Here is a 17,144-nt window from a genome sequence, read left to right as displayed (position 1 = left end):
CGCCGTCTACGGAGGTAGTCGTGTCAGTCCTGCTTCAACAGCTGGCGAACGGGGTCATGCAGGGCGCGTTGATCGCCCTGATCGCCCTCGGGTACACGATGGTGTACGGCATCATCCAGCTGATCAACTTCGCCCACGGCGAGGTTTTCATGGTGGCCTCGTACGGAGGCCTCGCCACGTTCACGCTTCTTCCTGACGACCTCAAGAAGTCGCCTGCCGTGGCACTGCCGCTCATGTTCGTCGGCGGCATTCTGATCGCGGTCGTCGTAGCCGTGATCATGGAACGGTTCGCCTACCGGCCGCTGCGCAACGCGCCCCGGCTGGCGCCGCTCATCACCGCGCTCGGTGTCTCGGTGTTCCTGCAGGAGGCCGTGCGCGTCTGGTACCCCAACGCCAAGTCCAACCTGCCTTACCCCAACGTCTTCCCGCAGGGCAACCTCACGCTCGGCTCGGTCAACATCTCGTGGACCGGCGTGCTGCTCGTCCTGCTCTCGGTGGGTCTCGCCGTCGTCCTGCAGACCTACATCAACCGCTCGCGGATGGGCCGCGCGATGCGCGCGACCGCGCAGGACCCCGACACCGCGAAGCTGATGGGCGTCAACCCCGACCGCGTGATCGTGACGACGTTCGTCCTCGGCGCCGTCCTCGCCGGTGTCGCCGGCGTTCTCTACGGCGGATTCCTCGGCAACATCAACATCGACATGGGCTTCCAGAACGGCATCTTCGCCTTCACGGCGGCCGTCCTGGGCGGTGTCGGCAGCATCCGCGGCGCGGTCGTCGGCGCGTTCATCATCGGTCTGATCAAGACCCTGGCCGGTCAGTACATGCCGGGTGGCACCCAGTACGACTACGTGTGGATCTTCGTCGTGCTGATCCTCGTGCTGGTCTTCCGCCCGCAGGGTCTGTTCGGTGAGCCGGAAAGGGTGCGCGCATGAGCACGAGCACTGTGTCCACTCCTTCTGGACAGCGTTCCGCCCTCGCGTCCTTGGGCAAGCCGTTCGCGGCTGTGGCCGGCGTCCTCGGCATCGTCGCGGCCCTGCTTCCGTGGGTCACGTTCAGCCTCAACGACGGCAACTGGCCGGACAAGTCGACGCTGCAGTTCTTCGACGCGCCGTTCGCCGTCACCGGCTTCCGCTGGCACGTCCTGCTGCTCGGCATCTTCATCCTCATCGCGACCTTCGCGCCGGTCCCGTCCAAGGGCCGCGTCATCAGGTGGCTCGGCTGGGGCCTCGTCGCCGTCTCGTTCATCAACGGCGCGTACATCACCAACAAGGGTGGCGGCTTCGGCGCCATCACGGCCGCTGACGGCGCGTTCGCGTTCGGCAGCGTCGCCGGCCTCATCGGTGGTGTGCTGGCGATCCTGGCCGGCTACGGCATCGGCATCGAGCCGGTGGGCGAGTGGAAGTTCAAGATCTCGACTCCGGTCGCGTACCTGGTGCTGCTCCTGTCGTTCGCGGGCGTGCTGCTCGCGGTCGCGGCGATGCTGACCACCGGTGGCGTCGGTACCTCGAACCCGTACGCGGGTGCGATCTTCCTGTCGTTCCTCGGGTTCGCGGCCGGTGTTCTCGGCGCACTGAGCGGTGTCGGGTACATCCGCTGGCTTTCGAAGCTCTCGGAAGAGCACCGGGTGTTCAGCGTGATCGTGCTGGCGGCGTGTGCGCTGCTGCTGCCGTTCACCGACGCCGGCAACGAGTACTGGATGACGGTCGCGGCGAACATCGGCATCTACGCCGCCACCGCGATCGGCCTCAACATCGTCGTCGGTCTCGCCGGTCTGCTCGACCTCGGGTACGTGGCGTTCATGGGCATCGGCGCGCTCGTCGCGGCGAACTTCTCCGGTGCCGCCGCCGCGAACTTCGGCATCACCCTGCCGTTCCCGCTGGCCGCGGCCATCGCCGCGATCGTCGCCGGCATCTTCGGCGCGATCGTCGGTTCGCCGACGCTGCGGGTCCGCGGTGACTACCTGGCGATCGTGACGCTGGCGTTCGGTGAGATCTTCACCCGCTCCGCGCAGAACGACATCGGCAGCCTGACCAACGGCTCCAACGCGATCCCGGGCATCCCGCCGCTGTCCCTGTTCGGCGCGGAGTTCAACAAGGAGTTCTCGATCGGCGCGGTGAAGCTGCCCGCCGGTGTCCTCTACTACGTCCTGATCGTGCTCCTCGTGGCCGCCACCATGGCCGTGTTCGCGAACCTCAAGTTCAGCCGCATCGGCCGTGCCTGGATCGCGATCCGCGAGGACGAGGACGCGGCCCGCGCGATGGGCATCAAGACCGGCCAGGCCAAGATCCTGGCGTTCCTCATCGGCGCCATGCTCGCGGGTCTCGCGGGTGCGGTGTTCGCGCACAAGAACGGCACGGTGTCCTACGAGTCGTTCAAGTTCCTCGAGTCGGTCACGCTGCTCGCGGCGGTCATCCTCGGCGGCATGGGGTCCATCCCCGGCGCGGTCCTGGGTGCGGCGCTGCTGTTCGTGTTGCCCGAGAAGCTGCGCGACTTCGAGGAGTACCGCCTCATGATCTTCGGCCTCGCGCTGATCGTGATCATGCGGTTCCGTCCGCAGGGCCTCATCCCCGACCGGCACCGCCGTGCGGAGCTGGCCGACGAGGATGTTGGTGGTGTGCCGGTCGATGAGGTGCACGAGGCTCCGAAGGAGGCGAAGGCGTGACCACGCCAGTACTGGAAGCGCGCGATGTCTCGATGGTCTTCGGTGGCCTCAAGGCGTTGAAGGGCGTCACGCTGACGCTCGAAGAAGGCAAGATCGTCGGTCTGATCGGCCCGAACGGGGCCGGCAAGACCACGTTCTTCAACTGCCTCACGGGTCTGTACACGCCGACCACGGGAAGCGTGCTGCTCAAGGGCAACGAGCTGCCCGGCGACCCGGCGAAGGTGACGGACGCGGGCGTTGCCCGCACGTTCCAGAACATCCGCCTGTTCCCCAGCATGACCGTGCTGGAGAACGTGCTCGTCGGCCGTCACGTGCGGATGAAGCAGGGCCCGCTGGCCTCGCTGTTCCACGGCCCGGCCTACCAGCGCGGCGAGAAGGCAGCTCGTGAGCGCTCGCGTGAGCTGCTCGAGTTCGTCGGCCTGACCGGTCCGGACGACGAGCTCGCGCGCAACCTCCCGTACGGCGACCAGCGCCGTCTCGAGATCGCGCGTGCGCTGGCGACCGACCCGGCGGTGCTGCTGCTGGACGAGCCCACGGCGGGTATGAACCCGCAGGAGACGGAAGCGACGCAGCAGCTGATCTTCCGCATCCGCGACACGGGCGTGTCGGTCGTCGTGATCGAGCACGACATCAAGTTCATCTTCGGGCTGTGCGACTCGGTTTCCGTGCTCGTGCAGGGCGAGCTGCTCGTCGAGGGCAGCCCCGAGGTCGTGCGGGCGGACCCGCGGGTGGTCGAGGCCTACCTCGGCAAGCCGCCGGACGAAGTCGAGCACGACATCGAGGCGGCCGCTGCTTCTGCTGAGGAGGAGCAGGCATGACCGCGCTGCTCGAAGTTCGCAACCTGTCGGTCGCCTACGGCGCGATCGAGGCCGTCCGCGACATCTCGTTCACCGTCGAGGCCGGCCAGATCGTGTCGCTGATCGGCTCGAACGGTGCGGGCAAGACGACCACGCTGCGCACCATCTCGGGCCTGCTGCGTCCGGCGTCCGGCGAGATCCTGTTCCAGGGCAAGCCGATCCACTCCGACCCGGCGCACGCGATCCTCGGCGAGGGCATCGCCCACTGCCCCGAGGGTCGCCGGCTCTTCCCGCGGATGACCGTGGAGGAGAACCTGCAGCTCGGTGCCTACGTCCGCAAGGACGACGGCATCGACGCCGACATGCAGCGCGTCTACGACCTGTTCCCCGTCCTGGGAGAGCGCCGGCACAACAAGGCCGGTCTCTTCTCCGGTGGTGAGCAGCAGATGCTGGCCATCGGTCGCGCGATGATGTCCAAGCCGCGTCTGCTGATGCTCGACGAGCCCTCGATGGGTCTCTCGCCGATCATGACGCAGAAGATCTTCGACACCATCAAGGAACTGCAGTCGCTCGGCACCACCATTCTGCTGGTGGAGCAGAACGCGCTGGCCGCGCTGGCGTTGTCGGACCACGGCTACGTCATCGACCTCGGCAAGACCACTTTGGACGGTCCGGGGCAGTCGCTCCTGGCCGACCAGCGGGTGCGCGACGCGTACCTGGGTGAGTCGCACTGAGCTGATCGTTTTGCTGAGGCGGGGCGGAGGGATTTCCTCCGCCCCGCTTCTTTATGAGCCGTCGAACCCGGCCAGCACGCGCGGCAGCGCGAGTTTGGCCGACTTCGCGTGGTCGACGCCCTGGCCGAGGTCGATCACCGTGCTCGTGGCGTGGTGGCGATCGAGTCGTTCGCGGCAGTAGGTGGAGTTGCCGATCAGCACGTCGCGGTCGCCGGTCGAGGCGTAGATCGTCACCGGCACCCGCGGGCGCCAGTCGCAGTAGCTGTCCGCCTCCCGCAGCTTGGCGCGCAGCACACCGGTCGGGTGCTCGACGCGCTTGAGGTAGTCGGGCTGGAACAGCCCGGACAACGAACCGGGCAGCTTTGGCAGGATCTGGTCGATTCGGTGCTCGCCGTCGAAGAGTCCCTCGATCGACGCGTCCTTGAACGCCTCCGAGGGCGAGTCGTACAGGTGGTGGAGGCGGTTCCACGCCACCGTCCAGTACGCCGCGTACGCCACGCCGTTGAGGGTGTTGCCCACTTCTTCCACGAACCCGCTCGGTCGCATCGGCCCGCTGATCGGTGCCAGCCCGCCGAGCCTGAGCCGCGAGTCGGCACCGTTCTGCAGCGCCTGCCCCAGTGCCATGGTGGCGTGCCCGCCCTGCGAGTGGCCGGTGATCATGACGCGCGGGTCGGGGCGGCGGCCCTGTTGCGCGACCAGTTCCCGGGCCGCGCGCAACGCGTCCACCGACGCCGTGACGGTCGACGGGGCGTCGGCGTACGGGTGGAAACCGGGGCCCGTGCCCAGACCCAGGTAGTCCGGCGCGGTGGTGAGGTAGCCGGCGGAGGCGAACAACAGCGCCGCCGCCCTGTCGTTGCCGTCCACCACCGAGGCGACCGAGCCCCGGTAGGACGCGGTGCCGTGCAGCCAGGTGACCTGGCGGGGTGATCTGTTGTCGTTGCGCGGTACGGCGATCAGCGCGCTGGCCGTGGTCGGCTTTCCTCGCGGGTCGATGGTGCGGTAGACGATCCGCTTCGCGTCCACGCCGAAGCGCACGCGTGAGTTGTCCAGCCCCCAGTTGGCCAGATAGGTGGCGACCTGCCCGCTGTCCAGCTGGGACACCGTGACGACCTCGAGCAGTTCGCCGCGCTTTGTGTGCGCGGAGGCGGTCGCCGGGAGCGCCGCCGCGACCACGACGCCGCACAGCACTGCTGCCGCTATTCGTGTTCTGGTCATGGTTCAACGATGTCGGGCCGGCAGGGCCCGCACACTGGGGTCTTCCGCACAGTTGAGGTGTGGTTTACCCCAGTACTTATGCTCCGGGCGCTTTGGGACGCAGGAGGCAGGTGAGGCGGGCGGTGCAGGTGCGCTTGCCGTCCTCGTCCGTCACGACGATCTCGTACGTCGTGGTGCTGCGGCCGAGGTGGATGGGGCGGGCCACGCCGGTGACCATGCCGTCGCGGGCCGCGCGGTGATGCGTGCAGGACAGCTCCAGCCCGACGGCGATGGAGCCGAACTGCGCGGCGTGCATCGCGGACGCGACCGAGCCCAGCTGCTCGGCGAGCACCGCGTTCGCGCCGCCGTGCAGCAGGCCGAACGGCTGGCGGTTGCCCTTGACCGGCATCGTGCCGATCATCTCCTGGACATCCCATTGGGTGATTTCGACGCCCATCCGGGAGGCCAGTTGTTCGGCTTCGAGGTCGCTGGGCAGGTCGGGGATCACGCGGGCTCCAAGGGCTCAAGCGAAACTGTCAGACCTCCACCCTAGACTCGGGCGCGTGACTCCCTCAGACGTGAAGCGGCTCCTGCTCATCGACGGTCACTCGATGGCCTACCGAGCGTTCTACGCCCTGCCCGCCGAGAACTTCGTGACGAAGACGGGCCAGGTCACGAACGCCGTGTACGGCTTCACGTCCATGTTGATCAACATCCTGAGGGATGAGAAGCCCACGCACGTCGCGGTGGCGTTCGACGTTTCGCGCAAGACCTTCCGCTCCGAGCAGTACCCCGAGTACAAGGCCGGTCGCTCCAAGACGCCGGACGAGTTCCGCAGCCAGATCTCCCTGATCCAGGACGTGCTCGCGACGCTCCGGATCCCCACGATGGAGAAGGAGAACTACGAGGCGGACGACATCATCGCGACCCTGACCACGCAGGCCGTGGCGCAGGGCGTCGAGGTGGAGATCGTCACCGGCGACCGTGACGCGTTCCAGCTGGTCAACGACAAGGTCACGGTGCTGTACCCGGTCAAGGGCGTCTCAGAGATGGGCCGGTTCACCCCCGCGTACGTCGAGGAGAAGCACGGCGTGCGGCCCGACCAGTACGCGGACTACGCGGCGGTGCGCGGCGACTCGTCGGACAACCTGCCGAACACGCCGGGCGTGGGGCCGAAGACGATCATCAAGCTGCTCAACCAGTTCGGCGGGCTCAACGAGCTCGTCGACCACGTCGACGAGGTGCCCGGCAAGGTCGGCGAGGCGCTGCGCGGCAACCTGTCGAACATCATCATGAACCGCCAGCTCACCGAGCTGATCAAGGACGTCGAGCTGCCGTACACGATCGACGGGCTCGAGGTTCAGCAGTGGGACCGCGACGCGGTGCACCGGCTGTTCGACGAGCTGGAGTTCCGCGTGCTGCGCGACCGTCTGTTCCAGACGCTCACGACCGCGGAGCCCGAGGCCGAGGAGGGCTTCGAGGTCTCCGGCGGCGCGATCCCCGCGGGCACGCTCGCGAAGTGGCTGGACAAGAACGCGCGCAAGACGCGGGTCGGCGTGGCGTTGCGCATCACGGTCAACGACCTCGAGGGCGTCGCGCTGTGCACGGCCACCGGTGAGGGCGGGTACGTCGATGTCGCCGAGCTGAACGAGGCCGACGAGCAGGCGCTCGCCGCGTGGCTCGCCGACGAGAAGGTGGCCAAGGCGGGCCACGACCTGAAGCTGCCGTTGCGCCGCGTGCGCGCCCGCGGGTGGAAGCTGCGCGGCCTGTCCTCCGACACGGCCCTCGCCGCCTACCTGGTGCGTCCCGGCCAGCGTTCGTTCGCCCTCGACGACCTGGCGCTGCGCTACCTCAAGCGGGAGCTGCGGGCTGAGGAGTCCGGCGACGGCCAGCTGTCGCTGCTCTCCGACGAGTCCGAGGAGGCGCAGAAGGTCGCCACCAGCACGATCCTGCGCGCGCGTGCCGTCGCCGAGCTCGCCGACCGCCTCGACGAAGAGCTGGTGACCATCGGCGGCGCCGACCTGCTGGCGAACCTCGAACTGCCGCTGATGAACGTGCTCGACGAGGTCGAGGCCGTCGGCATCGCCATCGACGTCGAGCACCTCTCGGAGCTGGAGGCGCACTTCGCGGCGGGTGTGAAGCAGGCAGCCCAGGACGCGTACTCGGTGATCGGCAAGGAGATCAACCTCGGCAGCCCGAAGCAGCTGCAGACGGTCCTCTTCGAAGAGCTGAACATGCCGAAGACGAAGAAGACCAAGACCGGCTACACCACGGACGCCGACGCGCTGCAGAACCTCTTCGAGCAGACCGAGCACCCGTTCCTGCAGCACCTGCTCGCGCACCGCGACGTCACGCGCCTGAAGTCCACTGTGGACGGCCTGCTGAAGTCGGTGGCCGACGACGGCCGCATCCACACGACGTTCCACCAGACCATCGCCGCGACGGGCCGGCTGTCCTCGACGGACCCGAACCTGCAGAACATCCCGATCCGCACGGACGAGGGCCGCCGCATCCGCCAGGCCTTCGTCGTCGGCAACGGCTACGCGGAGCTCATGACCGCGGACTACAGCCAGATCGAGATGCGCATCATGGCCACGCTGTCGGGCGACGAGGGCCTGATCGCGGCGTTCAACAGCGGCGAGGACCTGCACACCTACGTGGCCTCGCAGGCCTTCTCGATCCCCACCTCCGAGGTGACGGGCGAGATGCGCCGCCGCATCAAGGCCATGTCGTACGGCCTCGCCTACGGCCTGTCCGTCTTCGGGCTCTCCCAGCAGCTCCGCATCCCGACCGAAGAGGCCCGCGAGCAGATGGAGGCCTACTTCTCCCGCTTCGGCGGCGTCCGCGACTACCTCAACGAGATCGTGAAGAAGGCCGGCAAGGACGGCTACACCGAGACCGTCCTCGGCCGCCGCCGCTACCTGCCCGATCTCACCTCGGACAACCGCCAGCGCCGCGAGATGGCCGAACGCATGGCCCTCAACGCTCCCATCCAGGGCAGCGCCGCCGACATCATCAAGGTCGCGATGCTGGGCGTGTACCGGGCGCTGGAGTCGTCCGGGCTGCGGTCGCGGATGCTCCTGCAGGTCCACGACGAACTGGTGCTGGAGATCGCCGAGGGCGAGCGCGAGGCCGTCGAGGCTCTGGTTCGCGAGCACATGGGCAACGCCTACCCGTTGCAGGTGCCGCTGGAGGTCTCGGTGGGCGTGGGCCGCTCCTGGGACGACGCTGCCCACTAGAGTGGACGGATGGGGTCGGTCAGGCAGGTCCAGGTCACGTTCGACTGTGCGGAACCCGAGCGCGTAGCTCGTTTCTGGTGCGAGGTGCTGGGCTACGTCGTCCCGCCACCACCGCCGGGCTTCGCGAGCTGGGACGCCTTCAACAGCTCGCTGCCGGAAGCCGACCAGGGGTCGGCGTTCGCCTGCGTCGATCCCACCGGGGTAGGCCCGCGGCTGTTCTTCCAGCGCGTGCCCGAGGGCAAGGTCGTCAAGAACCGGGTGCATCTCGACGTGCGGGTCGGCACCGGCCTCGTGGGTGACGAGCGCCTTGCCACGCTCGAAGCCGAGTGCGCACGACTGATCGCGCTCGGCGCGACACACCTGTACACGCAGCATGCCGACGGCATCAACGAATCGTGCATCACGATGCAGGACGTCGAGGGCCACGAGTTCTGCCTCGACTGACCGTTCACCGGGCCAGCAGGCCTTCACACGTCCGCACGAGCACGCGGCAGGCATCGGCGGACTTGCGGCCCAGCATCGGGTTCTCCGCGTGCGCCTGCCAGCGGCGCAACGCGGCGAACGCGGTCTGCCGCACCTCGCCGGCTAGTGCGTCCGGGGGCAGGCCGAGGCGGATGGCGGGGGCGATGCCGGCCTCGCCCAGCAGGCGCTCCGCCTCCACCACCATCGGCTTCGGCAGGGACACCACGCCGGACCGCAACGCCGACAGCAGGCGCAGTTCCGCGAACTCGTGGGTCGCGGCGAAGATCCGTTCCACCTCGCCCGCCAGCCGGCCACCGCCGGACGAGCGCACCACCCGGTCCAGTGCCAGCAGGGCGGACCGGGCCTTCAGCAGGTCGCGGCGCTCGCTGAACTGCGTCTCCAGCACCCGCTGCAGCTCCCGCAAACCGCTGCGCGCCACCAGTTCGCCGGCCAGCGCCGCCTGTGATCGGACGCCCTGGCGGATCAACGTCACCGACAACCGGATGCCGAACACGCCGAACCGGCGCAGCAGGGCGGCCCGTTCCTCGGAACCGGAGGCGAAGCGGTCGGCGGAGAGCAACGACGACTCCAGCGACTCCCGGGGTTCGGCGGCCAGCGCCGACAGGGCCACGAACTCGGCCTGGGTCAGCGTCCTGCCTGCCATCGCGACCAGACCCGCCACGGCGACCACGTTCTGCGCCAGGCCGTGCAGTTCCGGCGCGGAGCGGTAGCGGGCCGCGATGGAGCGGGCGGAGATCATCGCGTCGACCCGGCCGCCGGCGATCTCGTCGGCGCGGGAGATCACCGCGACGGTGTTGATGGCGGCCGCGCGGGCGATGCTCTGGTCGCGGAACGACTCCAAAAAGGACGCATCGGCCGAGTGCAGGTGCTTCATCAGGTACACAACGGCATCGGCCTCGGTCGGCGTTTCGTCGTCCGGGGTCAGGAAGCGCACCGCTTGAGCCGAGTTCTCGGCCGACAGCGAGGCGATGCCCGGTGTGTCGATCAACGTGGTCTGCCGCAGGCTCTGCGACGGCCAGTCCACGACCAGCCGCGAGACGGCGGCCCCGCCGAGGTCCACCGACAGCGCCCCGCCGCGGCGCACCACCGGCAGCGACACCGGGTTCCCGGTCACGGGGTGCAGCACGACGCGCGGCGAACGCCCGTCCTGGTACCAGGTGACGACCCGTGTGCACTCGCCCGCGTCGGTGGGGGCGAGCGAGTCGCCGACCAGCGCGTTCAGCAGGGTGGACTTCCCCGCCTTCACCCGGCCGGCGATCGCGACGCGCAGTGGCGACTCCAGGCGGTCCAACTGGCCGCGCAGGAAGTGCGCGGCGCGTGGCTGGTCCCGGTAGGCGTCGACCGCCAGCGACAACACCCGGCGCACCTCGTCGATGATCATGGCGTCACCTCCGCCCGTACCTTCTCCAGTGCCGCGAGTTCCTGGGCGATCTCCTGCAACCGCGCGGTCCGGTCGGCCGAGGAGGCCTTCACGGACTTCTGGGCCGACTGGATCGACTCCTGCAGAGAGCGCTTGAGCTGTTCGGCCAGCGCGGTGAAGTGGTCGCGCAGGTCGCGTTGCATCGCGCGGAGCACGTCGCGGGATTCCTTGCCCGCGTGGAACGTCACGTCGTCGACGTACCGGCGCAGGGCCGCCTTCGCGTCGTTCTGGCGGCGCTGGACGATGCGTTTCCGTTCGTCACCAATGGTCTTGCCGCCGAGCAGCACCGCGGCGCCGATCGAGATCGGGTTGATCAGCGAGAGTCCGATCGCGGAACCGAGCAGCCCGAACATCAGCAGACCGGAGTATCCGCCGCGCAGGCCGCTGAGGAAACGGCCGCCCAGACCGAACTTCTCGTCGGAACGGATCTCCAGCTCGCGCACCGAGCGCAGCGGATCGCCGGAGGCCGTCTGCAACGACGGCAGGGTCTGCTCGCGGTCCGAGTCGAAGTGCTCGGCCACGCGACGGGCCAGCCAGCGGGCTCGCTGGGTCGCCCACACCGAGTTCGCGGAGACCGCCGACGCCGCGGTGTCCTGGACCCATTTCGTGAACTGGTCCCAGATCTTCGTCGGATCACCGTCCATGATGGACTCCTCGGCCTCGCGGACGATCTCGCGCATGCGGTCGCGCAGGTCGTAGTCCACGTCGGCGTTCAGGTCCGCCACACCGTCGGACAACGTCTGCTGCCACCGTGCGGAACGTTCCTTCAGGCCCGCGGCGCGCTGCTCCGCCACCGAAAGCTTGTCGATCAACGCCTGGGCGGATGCCGGGTCCGACTGGGCCGATTCCTCCGCGCGCAGTGACGAGGTGATCTGGTCGATGACCGCGTGCACGTCGTGCGCGGTGGAGCGGCGGGCCAGTGCGTCGGCCTCGCCCAGCACCTTCTTGCGGATGTAGGTGACCAGCGGCGGGTAACCGGACTCGCGGTTCACGTCCTGGTCACCCGTCTGCAGGGCGTGCCAGCGCAGCGTCGACGACACCGTGAAGAACGACGGCACGAGGCCCACCGACTTCAGGTGTGCCTGGTTCTGCTCTGCGATGAACCGCCAGTCCGGATAGAGGTCGGTCTTCGTGACGACGCACGCCACGTTCGGGCACACGGCCACCGCGTTGCGCAGGAACTCCAGTTCCGGGGCGGTGTACTCCTGCGACGCGTCGGACACCAGCAGCACCGCGTCGGCGGTGGGCAGCGCGGACATGGTGGCCGCGCCGTGGACGGAGCCGAGCCCGCCGACACCGGGGGTGTCGACGAGCTCCAGCCCCTCGCCGAGGATCGGGCGCGGAATTCCCACCTCGACGTGGTCCAGGCGTTCCTTGTTGCCGGGGTTGCCCGCCTCGGAGGCGTAGACGGGCAACTGGTCCACGGGCACCTCGATGCGCGATTCACCGCGCACGAGGGTGACGACGGGCTGCTCGGCGTACCGGACGACGGTCGGGACCGACGTCGCGATGTCGTCGAACACCGGGCACACCGGCGCCCCGAGCAGGCCGTTGACCAGCATGCTCTTGCCCTGCTTGAACTCACCGACGACCAGCAGCCGCACGCGGTCGTCCTGAAGTCGTGCCCTCGCCTGGCGCAACCGTGCTTCGAGGTCCGGCCGGTCGTAGCGCGCGATGGCGGCGAGCGCGCGGTCGACGGCCTCGACGGGTGTGGTCGTCATGGTGAGATCACGCAATCACTGGGTCGGGCTCGGCAACGGGCTCCGGCTCGACGTCCACCGGGAACGCCTCCGGCTCCGGTTCGGGCAGGACGACCGGGTCGTCCAGCACGATCTCCGGGTCGTCCTCGAGGGGCTCCGGCTCCAGGAGCACGTCCGGCTCCTCGGCAGGCTTGGGCTCCGGTTCGTTGAAGGAGTCCTTCACCTGCACGACGTTCGTGTCGTTGTCCTGGATGGCGACCGAGTTGACCTCGGTGTCGTCGTCGGAGTTGAACGAGTCGTCGATGATCGTGACGTCCCGGTCGTCGATGCTGATGTTCTGCTCGATGTTGGTCACCGGCTTCTCCACCACGTACTCGCGCGTGGTGTGGTGGATCTCCCGGACGGGGTCGTCGTCGTTCGAGGACGATCTCTCCGCACCGCGGGCGCGCACCCCGCCGGAATCGGCCATGATCAGCCGCGCGTCCCGGACGTCCTGTCCGGTGACGCCGTTCAGACCTGCCTTGTTCAGCTCGCCGTCCGGGTTCTCGTCGAACGCCTTCTTGGCTTCGTCGTCCTTCAGCAGGTTCATCAGGAAGTCGATCAGATTGGACAGCATGTCCGGCTCCTAGCGTCGTGGAACGAACCGGCCCCGACCACCCCTCGCGGCCGGGGCCGGCTCGCGGTCAGAAGGCGGGCAGTTCCAGTTCCTCGACGATGTTGTCGATCTGGTTCTCGACGTCGATGTCGAAGTCGTTGGACTGGTCCGACACGGCGGCCAGGTCGGCGTCCTGCTCCGAGATCTGGTCGACGTCCTGGTCCAGCTCCTGGTCGGCGTCCACGTCGACGTTCGACTGCGCGTTGCCGCCGTTGCCGCCGGACGCGTCCGCGTCGCCACCGTCGCCGGTCACGCCACCGTTGCCGCCGAAGCCGACGCCGCTGCCACCAGAGGTGGAGCCGAAGTTGACGTTGACCAGGCCCTCCTGGTCGATGTCGCCACCGGCACCGCCCACGCCGAGGCCGTTGCCCCCGTTGGCGCTGCCGCTGTCGCCCCCGACGGCTGTCCCGCCGTTGCCTCCGTCGCCACCCTCGGTGTTCGTGACCGTGGTGGTGTCCTGGGCCTGCTCGGCGGCCTGCTCCGCGGCCTGCGGGTTGACCTGTGCGGTCTGCAGCTGCTGCTCGGCCGCGTTGGTGGTGTCCAGGTCGAGGTCGGCGGTCAGGTCGGCGAGGAACGCGTTGAGGTCGATGGGGTTGCTCATGTCCAGCTCCTTGGTGTTGGTCCCCGGCGGCGGTTCCGACCGGCTGACTACTACGAAGCTAGGTTCCGGCGAGGCCGCTGCCATCGGGACCGAACCCTGTTCGTCGCCGGCACGAACACAGGGATCGAGGGAGGAGCGGCGGGGTCACTAAGGGATTGCCCCCTGATTTGTCAACCGCGGTGAACCGCACCAAGTGAGACGCACGTGTAGGTGGGTACGTCCGCTGCGTATTGCCATAGGGGAGTCCGATGTCGTACCAGGTTGGGCTGGATCTGGGATCGACCTTCACCACCGTGTCGACCTGGAGACAGGAGCGAGCCGCGAGGCTCGAAGTGCTTGTGCCGTCTGTGATCTTTCAGAGTCCGGACGGGACGTTCCTCGTGGGAGAGGATGCGGAACGCCGTGCGCTGACCGATCCCGGTCGCGTCGCGCGGCAGTTCAAGAACCGCATCGGCGATCCCACCCCGTTGCGGATCGGTGACGCCGCGTTGACGGCGGAGGCGATCGCGGCCCGTTTTTCGGTGCGGCTGCTCGGTTCTCTGCCTGGTGGCACGCCGACGCGGGTGGCTTTCGCCTACCCGGCGGGGTGGGGCCACTACCGGCTGGAGTCGTTGCGGGCCGCCCTGTCCGCGAACGGCCTGGCCGACGCGCTGTTCGTGCCGGCACCGCAGGCCGCTGTCCGTGCGCACGATGCCCTTGTGCGCCTGGAAGAAGGCGCGACGGTCGCCGTGTACGACCTCGGTGGCAAGACTTTCGACGCCGCGGTGGTGCGCAAGCTCGCTGCCGACCGGTTCGTGCTGGCGGGGCCGCCGGAGGAGCTGGAGGTCGGTGGCCTCGACTTCGACGAGGTCGTGTTCCAGCACGTCGTCGAGGCGTTGCGGCCCGGCTGGGACGAGCTGGACCCGATGGATCCCGCGGTGCTCGCCGCCGTCGCTGAGCTGCGACGCGCCTGCACGGCGGCGAAGGAGAAGCTGTCCGCCGACACCGAGGTGCTGATTCCCGTTGCGCTGCCGGGGATCGCGACGCGGGAGGTGCGGCTGGGCCGCACCGAGTTCGAAGCGATGATCCGTCCCGCGGTCGAGGAGACCGTGGCCGCGCTGGACCGGGCGCTGCGGGCCGCCGCCGTGCCGCCACGTGACCTCGCCGCCGTGCTCCTGGTCGGCGGTTCGGCACGGATCCCGCTGGTGACGCAGGAGGTGTCGGCGCAGCTCGGCCGCGCCGTGTCGCCCGCACCGAACGGCATGGTCGCCATCGGTGCCGCGCTGGAGGCCCACGGCCTCGAACCGGAGCCCGCCGCCGTCGCCACCGCGATGTGGACCCGCCCGCCGCTCCCGGAAGCACCGAAGTCGTTGCGGCCCAAGCGGAAGAAGCTGACACCGTTCGTGACGGCCGGTGTGCTGGCGGTAGTCGTCGGCGGTGGATTGCTCGCGAACAACGTGCTCACCAACAAAGCCGGTGCCGAGACGACGACGACCACGACGGCGCCGCCGCCGACGACGACCACCGAGCCGACGGTTGTTCAGTACGTGCCCGAACAGCCGACGCAGGCTCCTCCTCCGCCGCCGCCGAACACCACGCAGCCACCGAAACCCAAGCCCACCACCACGACCACTCGTCCCTCGACGACGGTCACCACGACGAAGTCCACTCCGCCGCCGCCGAGCTCGACGACCACCACCCCGAGCGGCACGAAGAAAGCCGGTGCCCCGTGACGAGACCTGCCTTACCTCCGAGACCCCGCCTGCAGCGCTGGCAGCCCGTCGAACGGGTCAAGCCGCGGGCCGTCAAAGCGGCTGTGTGGTTGTGGATCGTGGCCGCGGTGGTGCAGCTGGTCAGTTCGTCGCTGGCGCTGATCGACGGGCAGCAGCTCCACGCCGACGTGCTCGCCGAGGTGGCGCAAGGGTTTCCGGCCGAGGAAGAGGCCACGCGGGAACGGGTGGCCGTCGCGGTGCTGGCGTTGCTGCTCGGTACCGGGCCGCTGATCGCGTTGCTGGAGCTGAGTTTCGTGGTCGCGCTGAACCGGGGGAAGCGGTGGGCGCGGCCGGTGCTGGCGGTGCTGGCCGGTGTTGTGCTGTTACATGCGGTGATCGTGGTTGGGGGACTGCGGTCGATGTTTCTCGTGGGCCTGGTGGTGGCGAGTGGGATGACCGTCGCAGCGGTGATCGTCTCGTTCCTGCCGGCGGCGCGATCGTGGTTCGCAGGGGGAGAGAAGAGATGAAGGCACCCGAGGTCGAACTGGCGTGGAGAGCCGGGGACACGGCCGCCGCGATCGAGGCGGCGGACCGGATCCTCGCGGCGGGATCGGACGAGAACTGCCTCGCCGCCGGGGTCGCCGCCGCTGCCGCGGCAGCCGACGGTTCGCTGCTCGACGCGGCGGCCAGGTGGAGGGTGATCGCCACCGCGTTGACCGGTGCGCCCGCCGTCGCCGCTCATGGACGGGCGGCGCTGGCCGCCTGCCTGGTCGGTGACGTCGAAGCCGCCGACCGGGACCTCGCCGAGGCCCGTGACCTGCTGTCGGGAGCGGCGCCGCGCGGGCTGACCGTGTTCCTCGACGGTGTGGCCGCCGCGATCGAGGCGGTGCGCGGCGGTTTCGACCGCGCGGCCAGCCGGTTGGCGGGGCTGGCGGTCGCGAACGTGCCGGTCGACGGCCTCGCCGCCGAGCAGTGGGACGACCTGGCGGTGACCGTGCTGATCGCCGGTGGCGACGACCGGACCGCGCGGGAAGTCCTTGCCGCGCACGAAGATCGTCCACCGACCGCACGGCGCCGGCTGCTCGCCGCCTGGCTGCACCTGCGGGCGGGACGGCTCGCCGAGGCCCGCGCCTCGATCGCGTCCGCCGGTGGCGCACCGGTGCTGCGCCGTGACGCCGTGCTCGCGGCGGCCGTGACGATCGGCCTCGCGCGGCGCGCCGGTGACCCGGACGCCCTGCGTGCCACGTGGCGTCGCGTCGCGCCGGTCGTCGCCGGCGCGGACGTCGAGGTGCTGCTGCTCGAGGCCTGGGGCGAGCTTTCCGTTGGTGCGGCGGCGGTGTCGCGGTTCGACGGCGAGACCGTCGTGGAAGCGATGACCACGGCCATCGCCAAGGCCGGGGTGCCGGAGTGGGCGCTGCGGGCCAACCACTGGTGGAAGCTGCACCGGGCCGTCGGTGCCGGGGACGCCGAGACGGCCATGCAGGCCGCGGCGGCGTTGCGGGCCTCCGAGCGGGGCGCGGCCGCACACGCGTGGGCATCAGTCGTGCGGGAGACCGTGGACGGACGCGAGGTGGCGGCGGTGGCGGCCGGGCTGGACGACGCCTGGGAGGCCATGGCGCTGTGCGGTGCCGCCGCGGCGAAGCTCAGCGATCCCACCGAGGCGCGGGAACTGCTGAGCACCGGGCGGGCGTTGCGGGCTCGGTTCGCCACGGAGGAACCGGGTGACGGCTTGTCCAAGCGCGAGCGCTCGGTCGGCGAGTTGCTGCTGGACGGCCTGACCCAGAAGGAGATCGGGGCGCGGCTGTACATCTCGCCGAAGACCGTGGAACAGCACGTGGCACGGATCCGGCAGAAGCTCGCGGTGTCGAGCAGGGCCGAGCTGATCGCCTCGCTGCGGGCGCGCCTGGCGGGCTGACGTTCTTGGCCCATTTCAACTTATAACCGACTGGGGGACTTGCCGCAAGA

General features: G+C 69.3%; 15 protein-coding genes. 9 read left to right on the top strand and 6 right to left on the bottom strand.

Annotated features, from left to right (window positions below; translation table 11 throughout):
* The first annotated feature begins 20 nt into the window (after positions 1-20).
* From ACIA8G_RS41410 to ACIA8G_RS41395, 4 genes are read left to right on the top strand one after another with little or no spacing between them, the layout of a single operon-like run.
* Entirely contained in the window at positions 21-935 is a 915-nt protein-coding gene (locus ACIA8G_RS41410) for a branched-chain amino acid ABC transporter permease (RefSeq protein ID WP_396424291.1), read from the top strand.
* The gene (locus ACIA8G_RS41405) at positions 932-2,665 is read left to right on the top strand and encodes a hypothetical protein (protein ID WP_396424290.1); all 1,734 of its coding nucleotides are present in this window, start codon (positions 932-934) and stop codon (positions 2,663-2,665) included. The genes ACIA8G_RS41410 and ACIA8G_RS41405 overlap by 4 nt, the downstream gene beginning before the upstream one ends.
* Positions 2,662-3,483, top strand: coding sequence for an ABC transporter ATP-binding protein (locus tag ACIA8G_RS41400; RefSeq protein ID WP_396424289.1), 822 nt, complete (start codon positions 2,662-2,664; stop codon positions 3,481-3,483). Before ACIA8G_RS41405 ends, ACIA8G_RS41400 begins: the two co-directional genes overlap by 4 nt.
* A complete protein-coding gene (locus ACIA8G_RS41395; RefSeq protein ID WP_396424288.1) occupies positions 3,480-4,196 on the top strand; it encodes an ABC transporter ATP-binding protein in 717 nt (238 codons plus the stop codon). Before ACIA8G_RS41400 ends, ACIA8G_RS41395 begins: the two co-directional genes overlap by 4 nt.
* 51 nt (positions 4,197-4,247) lie before the next feature.
* On the opposite strand, the gene ACIA8G_RS41390 is transcribed toward ACIA8G_RS41395, so the two are convergent.
* Together ACIA8G_RS41390 and ACIA8G_RS41385 are read right to left on the bottom strand one after the other, a co-directional pair.
* The gene (locus ACIA8G_RS41390) at positions 4,248-5,411 is read right to left on the bottom strand and encodes a lipase (protein ID WP_396424287.1); all 1,164 of its coding nucleotides are present in this window, start codon (positions 5,409-5,411) and stop codon (positions 4,248-4,250) included.
* Positions 5,412-5,487: 76 nt separating this feature from the next.
* Positions 5,488-5,847, bottom strand: a complete 360-nt coding sequence (locus ACIA8G_RS41385; RefSeq protein ID WP_396424367.1) for a hotdog fold thioesterase — start codon at positions 5,845-5,847, stop codon at positions 5,488-5,490.
* A gap of 154 nt (positions 5,848-6,001) precedes the next feature.
* Between ACIA8G_RS41385 and polA the strand changes: the two genes are divergently transcribed.
* Positions 6,002-8,629: a DNA polymerase I gene (gene polA / locus ACIA8G_RS41380; RefSeq protein ID WP_396424366.1), complete on the top strand. Its 2,628-nt coding sequence runs from the start codon at positions 6,002-6,004 to the stop codon at positions 8,627-8,629.
* A gap of 9 nt (positions 8,630-8,638) precedes the next feature.
* Entirely contained in the window at positions 8,639-9,073 is a 435-nt protein-coding gene (locus tag ACIA8G_RS41375; protein WP_396424286.1) for a VOC family protein, read from the top strand.
* A 4-nt stretch (positions 9,074-9,077) separates the two neighbouring features.
* On the opposite strand, the gene ACIA8G_RS41370 is transcribed toward ACIA8G_RS41375, so the two are convergent.
* From ACIA8G_RS41370 to ACIA8G_RS41355, 4 genes are all read right to left on the bottom strand, one after another.
* The gene (locus ACIA8G_RS41370) at positions 9,078-10,493 is read right to left on the bottom strand and encodes a dynamin family protein (protein WP_396424285.1); all 1,416 of its coding nucleotides are present in this window, start codon (positions 10,491-10,493) and stop codon (positions 9,078-9,080) included.
* The gene (locus ACIA8G_RS41365) at positions 10,490-12,253 is read right to left on the bottom strand and encodes a dynamin family protein (RefSeq protein WP_396424284.1); all 1,764 of its coding nucleotides are present in this window, start codon (positions 12,251-12,253) and stop codon (positions 10,490-10,492) included. Before ACIA8G_RS41365 ends, ACIA8G_RS41370 begins: the two co-directional genes overlap by 4 nt.
* Positions 12,254-12,260: 7 nt before the next feature.
* Positions 12,261-12,848 carry an IniB N-terminal domain-containing protein gene (locus ACIA8G_RS41360; protein ID WP_396424283.1) on the bottom strand — a complete coding sequence of 196 codons (588 nt, stop codon included), beginning with the start codon at positions 12,846-12,848 and terminating at the stop codon, positions 12,261-12,263.
* Positions 12,849-12,915: 67 nt separating this feature from the next.
* Entirely contained in the window at positions 12,916-13,488 is a 573-nt protein-coding gene (locus ACIA8G_RS41355) for a hypothetical protein (protein WP_396424282.1), read from the bottom strand.
* Between the two features lie 380 nt (positions 13,489-13,868).
* On the opposite strand from ACIA8G_RS41355, the gene ACIA8G_RS41350 reads away from it, so the two are divergent.
* From ACIA8G_RS41350 to ACIA8G_RS41340, 3 genes are read left to right on the top strand one after another with little or no spacing between them, the layout of a single operon-like run.
* Positions 13,869-15,200, top strand: coding sequence for an Hsp70 family protein (locus ACIA8G_RS41350; RefSeq protein WP_396424281.1), 1,332 nt, complete (start codon positions 13,869-13,871; stop codon positions 15,198-15,200).
* Positions 15,197-15,706 (top strand): hypothetical protein, encoded by a 510-nt coding sequence (locus tag ACIA8G_RS41345; protein ID WP_396424280.1) that lies wholly within the window; start codon positions 15,197-15,199, stop codon positions 15,704-15,706. The genes ACIA8G_RS41350 and ACIA8G_RS41345 overlap by 4 nt, the downstream gene beginning before the upstream one ends.
* A complete protein-coding gene (locus ACIA8G_RS41340; RefSeq protein WP_396424279.1) occupies positions 15,703-17,094 on the top strand; it encodes a LuxR C-terminal-related transcriptional regulator in 1,392 nt (463 codons plus the stop codon). The genes ACIA8G_RS41345 and ACIA8G_RS41340 overlap by 4 nt, the downstream gene beginning before the upstream one ends.
* Positions 17,095-17,144 lie beyond the last annotated feature (50 nt).

Origin of the sequence: Lentzea sp. NPDC051213 (assembly GCF_044455585.1) — a bacterium.
Taxonomy (GTDB): Bacteria; Actinomycetota; Actinomycetes; order Mycobacteriales; family Pseudonocardiaceae; genus Lentzea.
Note: the sequence above shows the minus strand (reverse complement) of the source record. Positions and strands in the feature narration are given on the sequence as shown.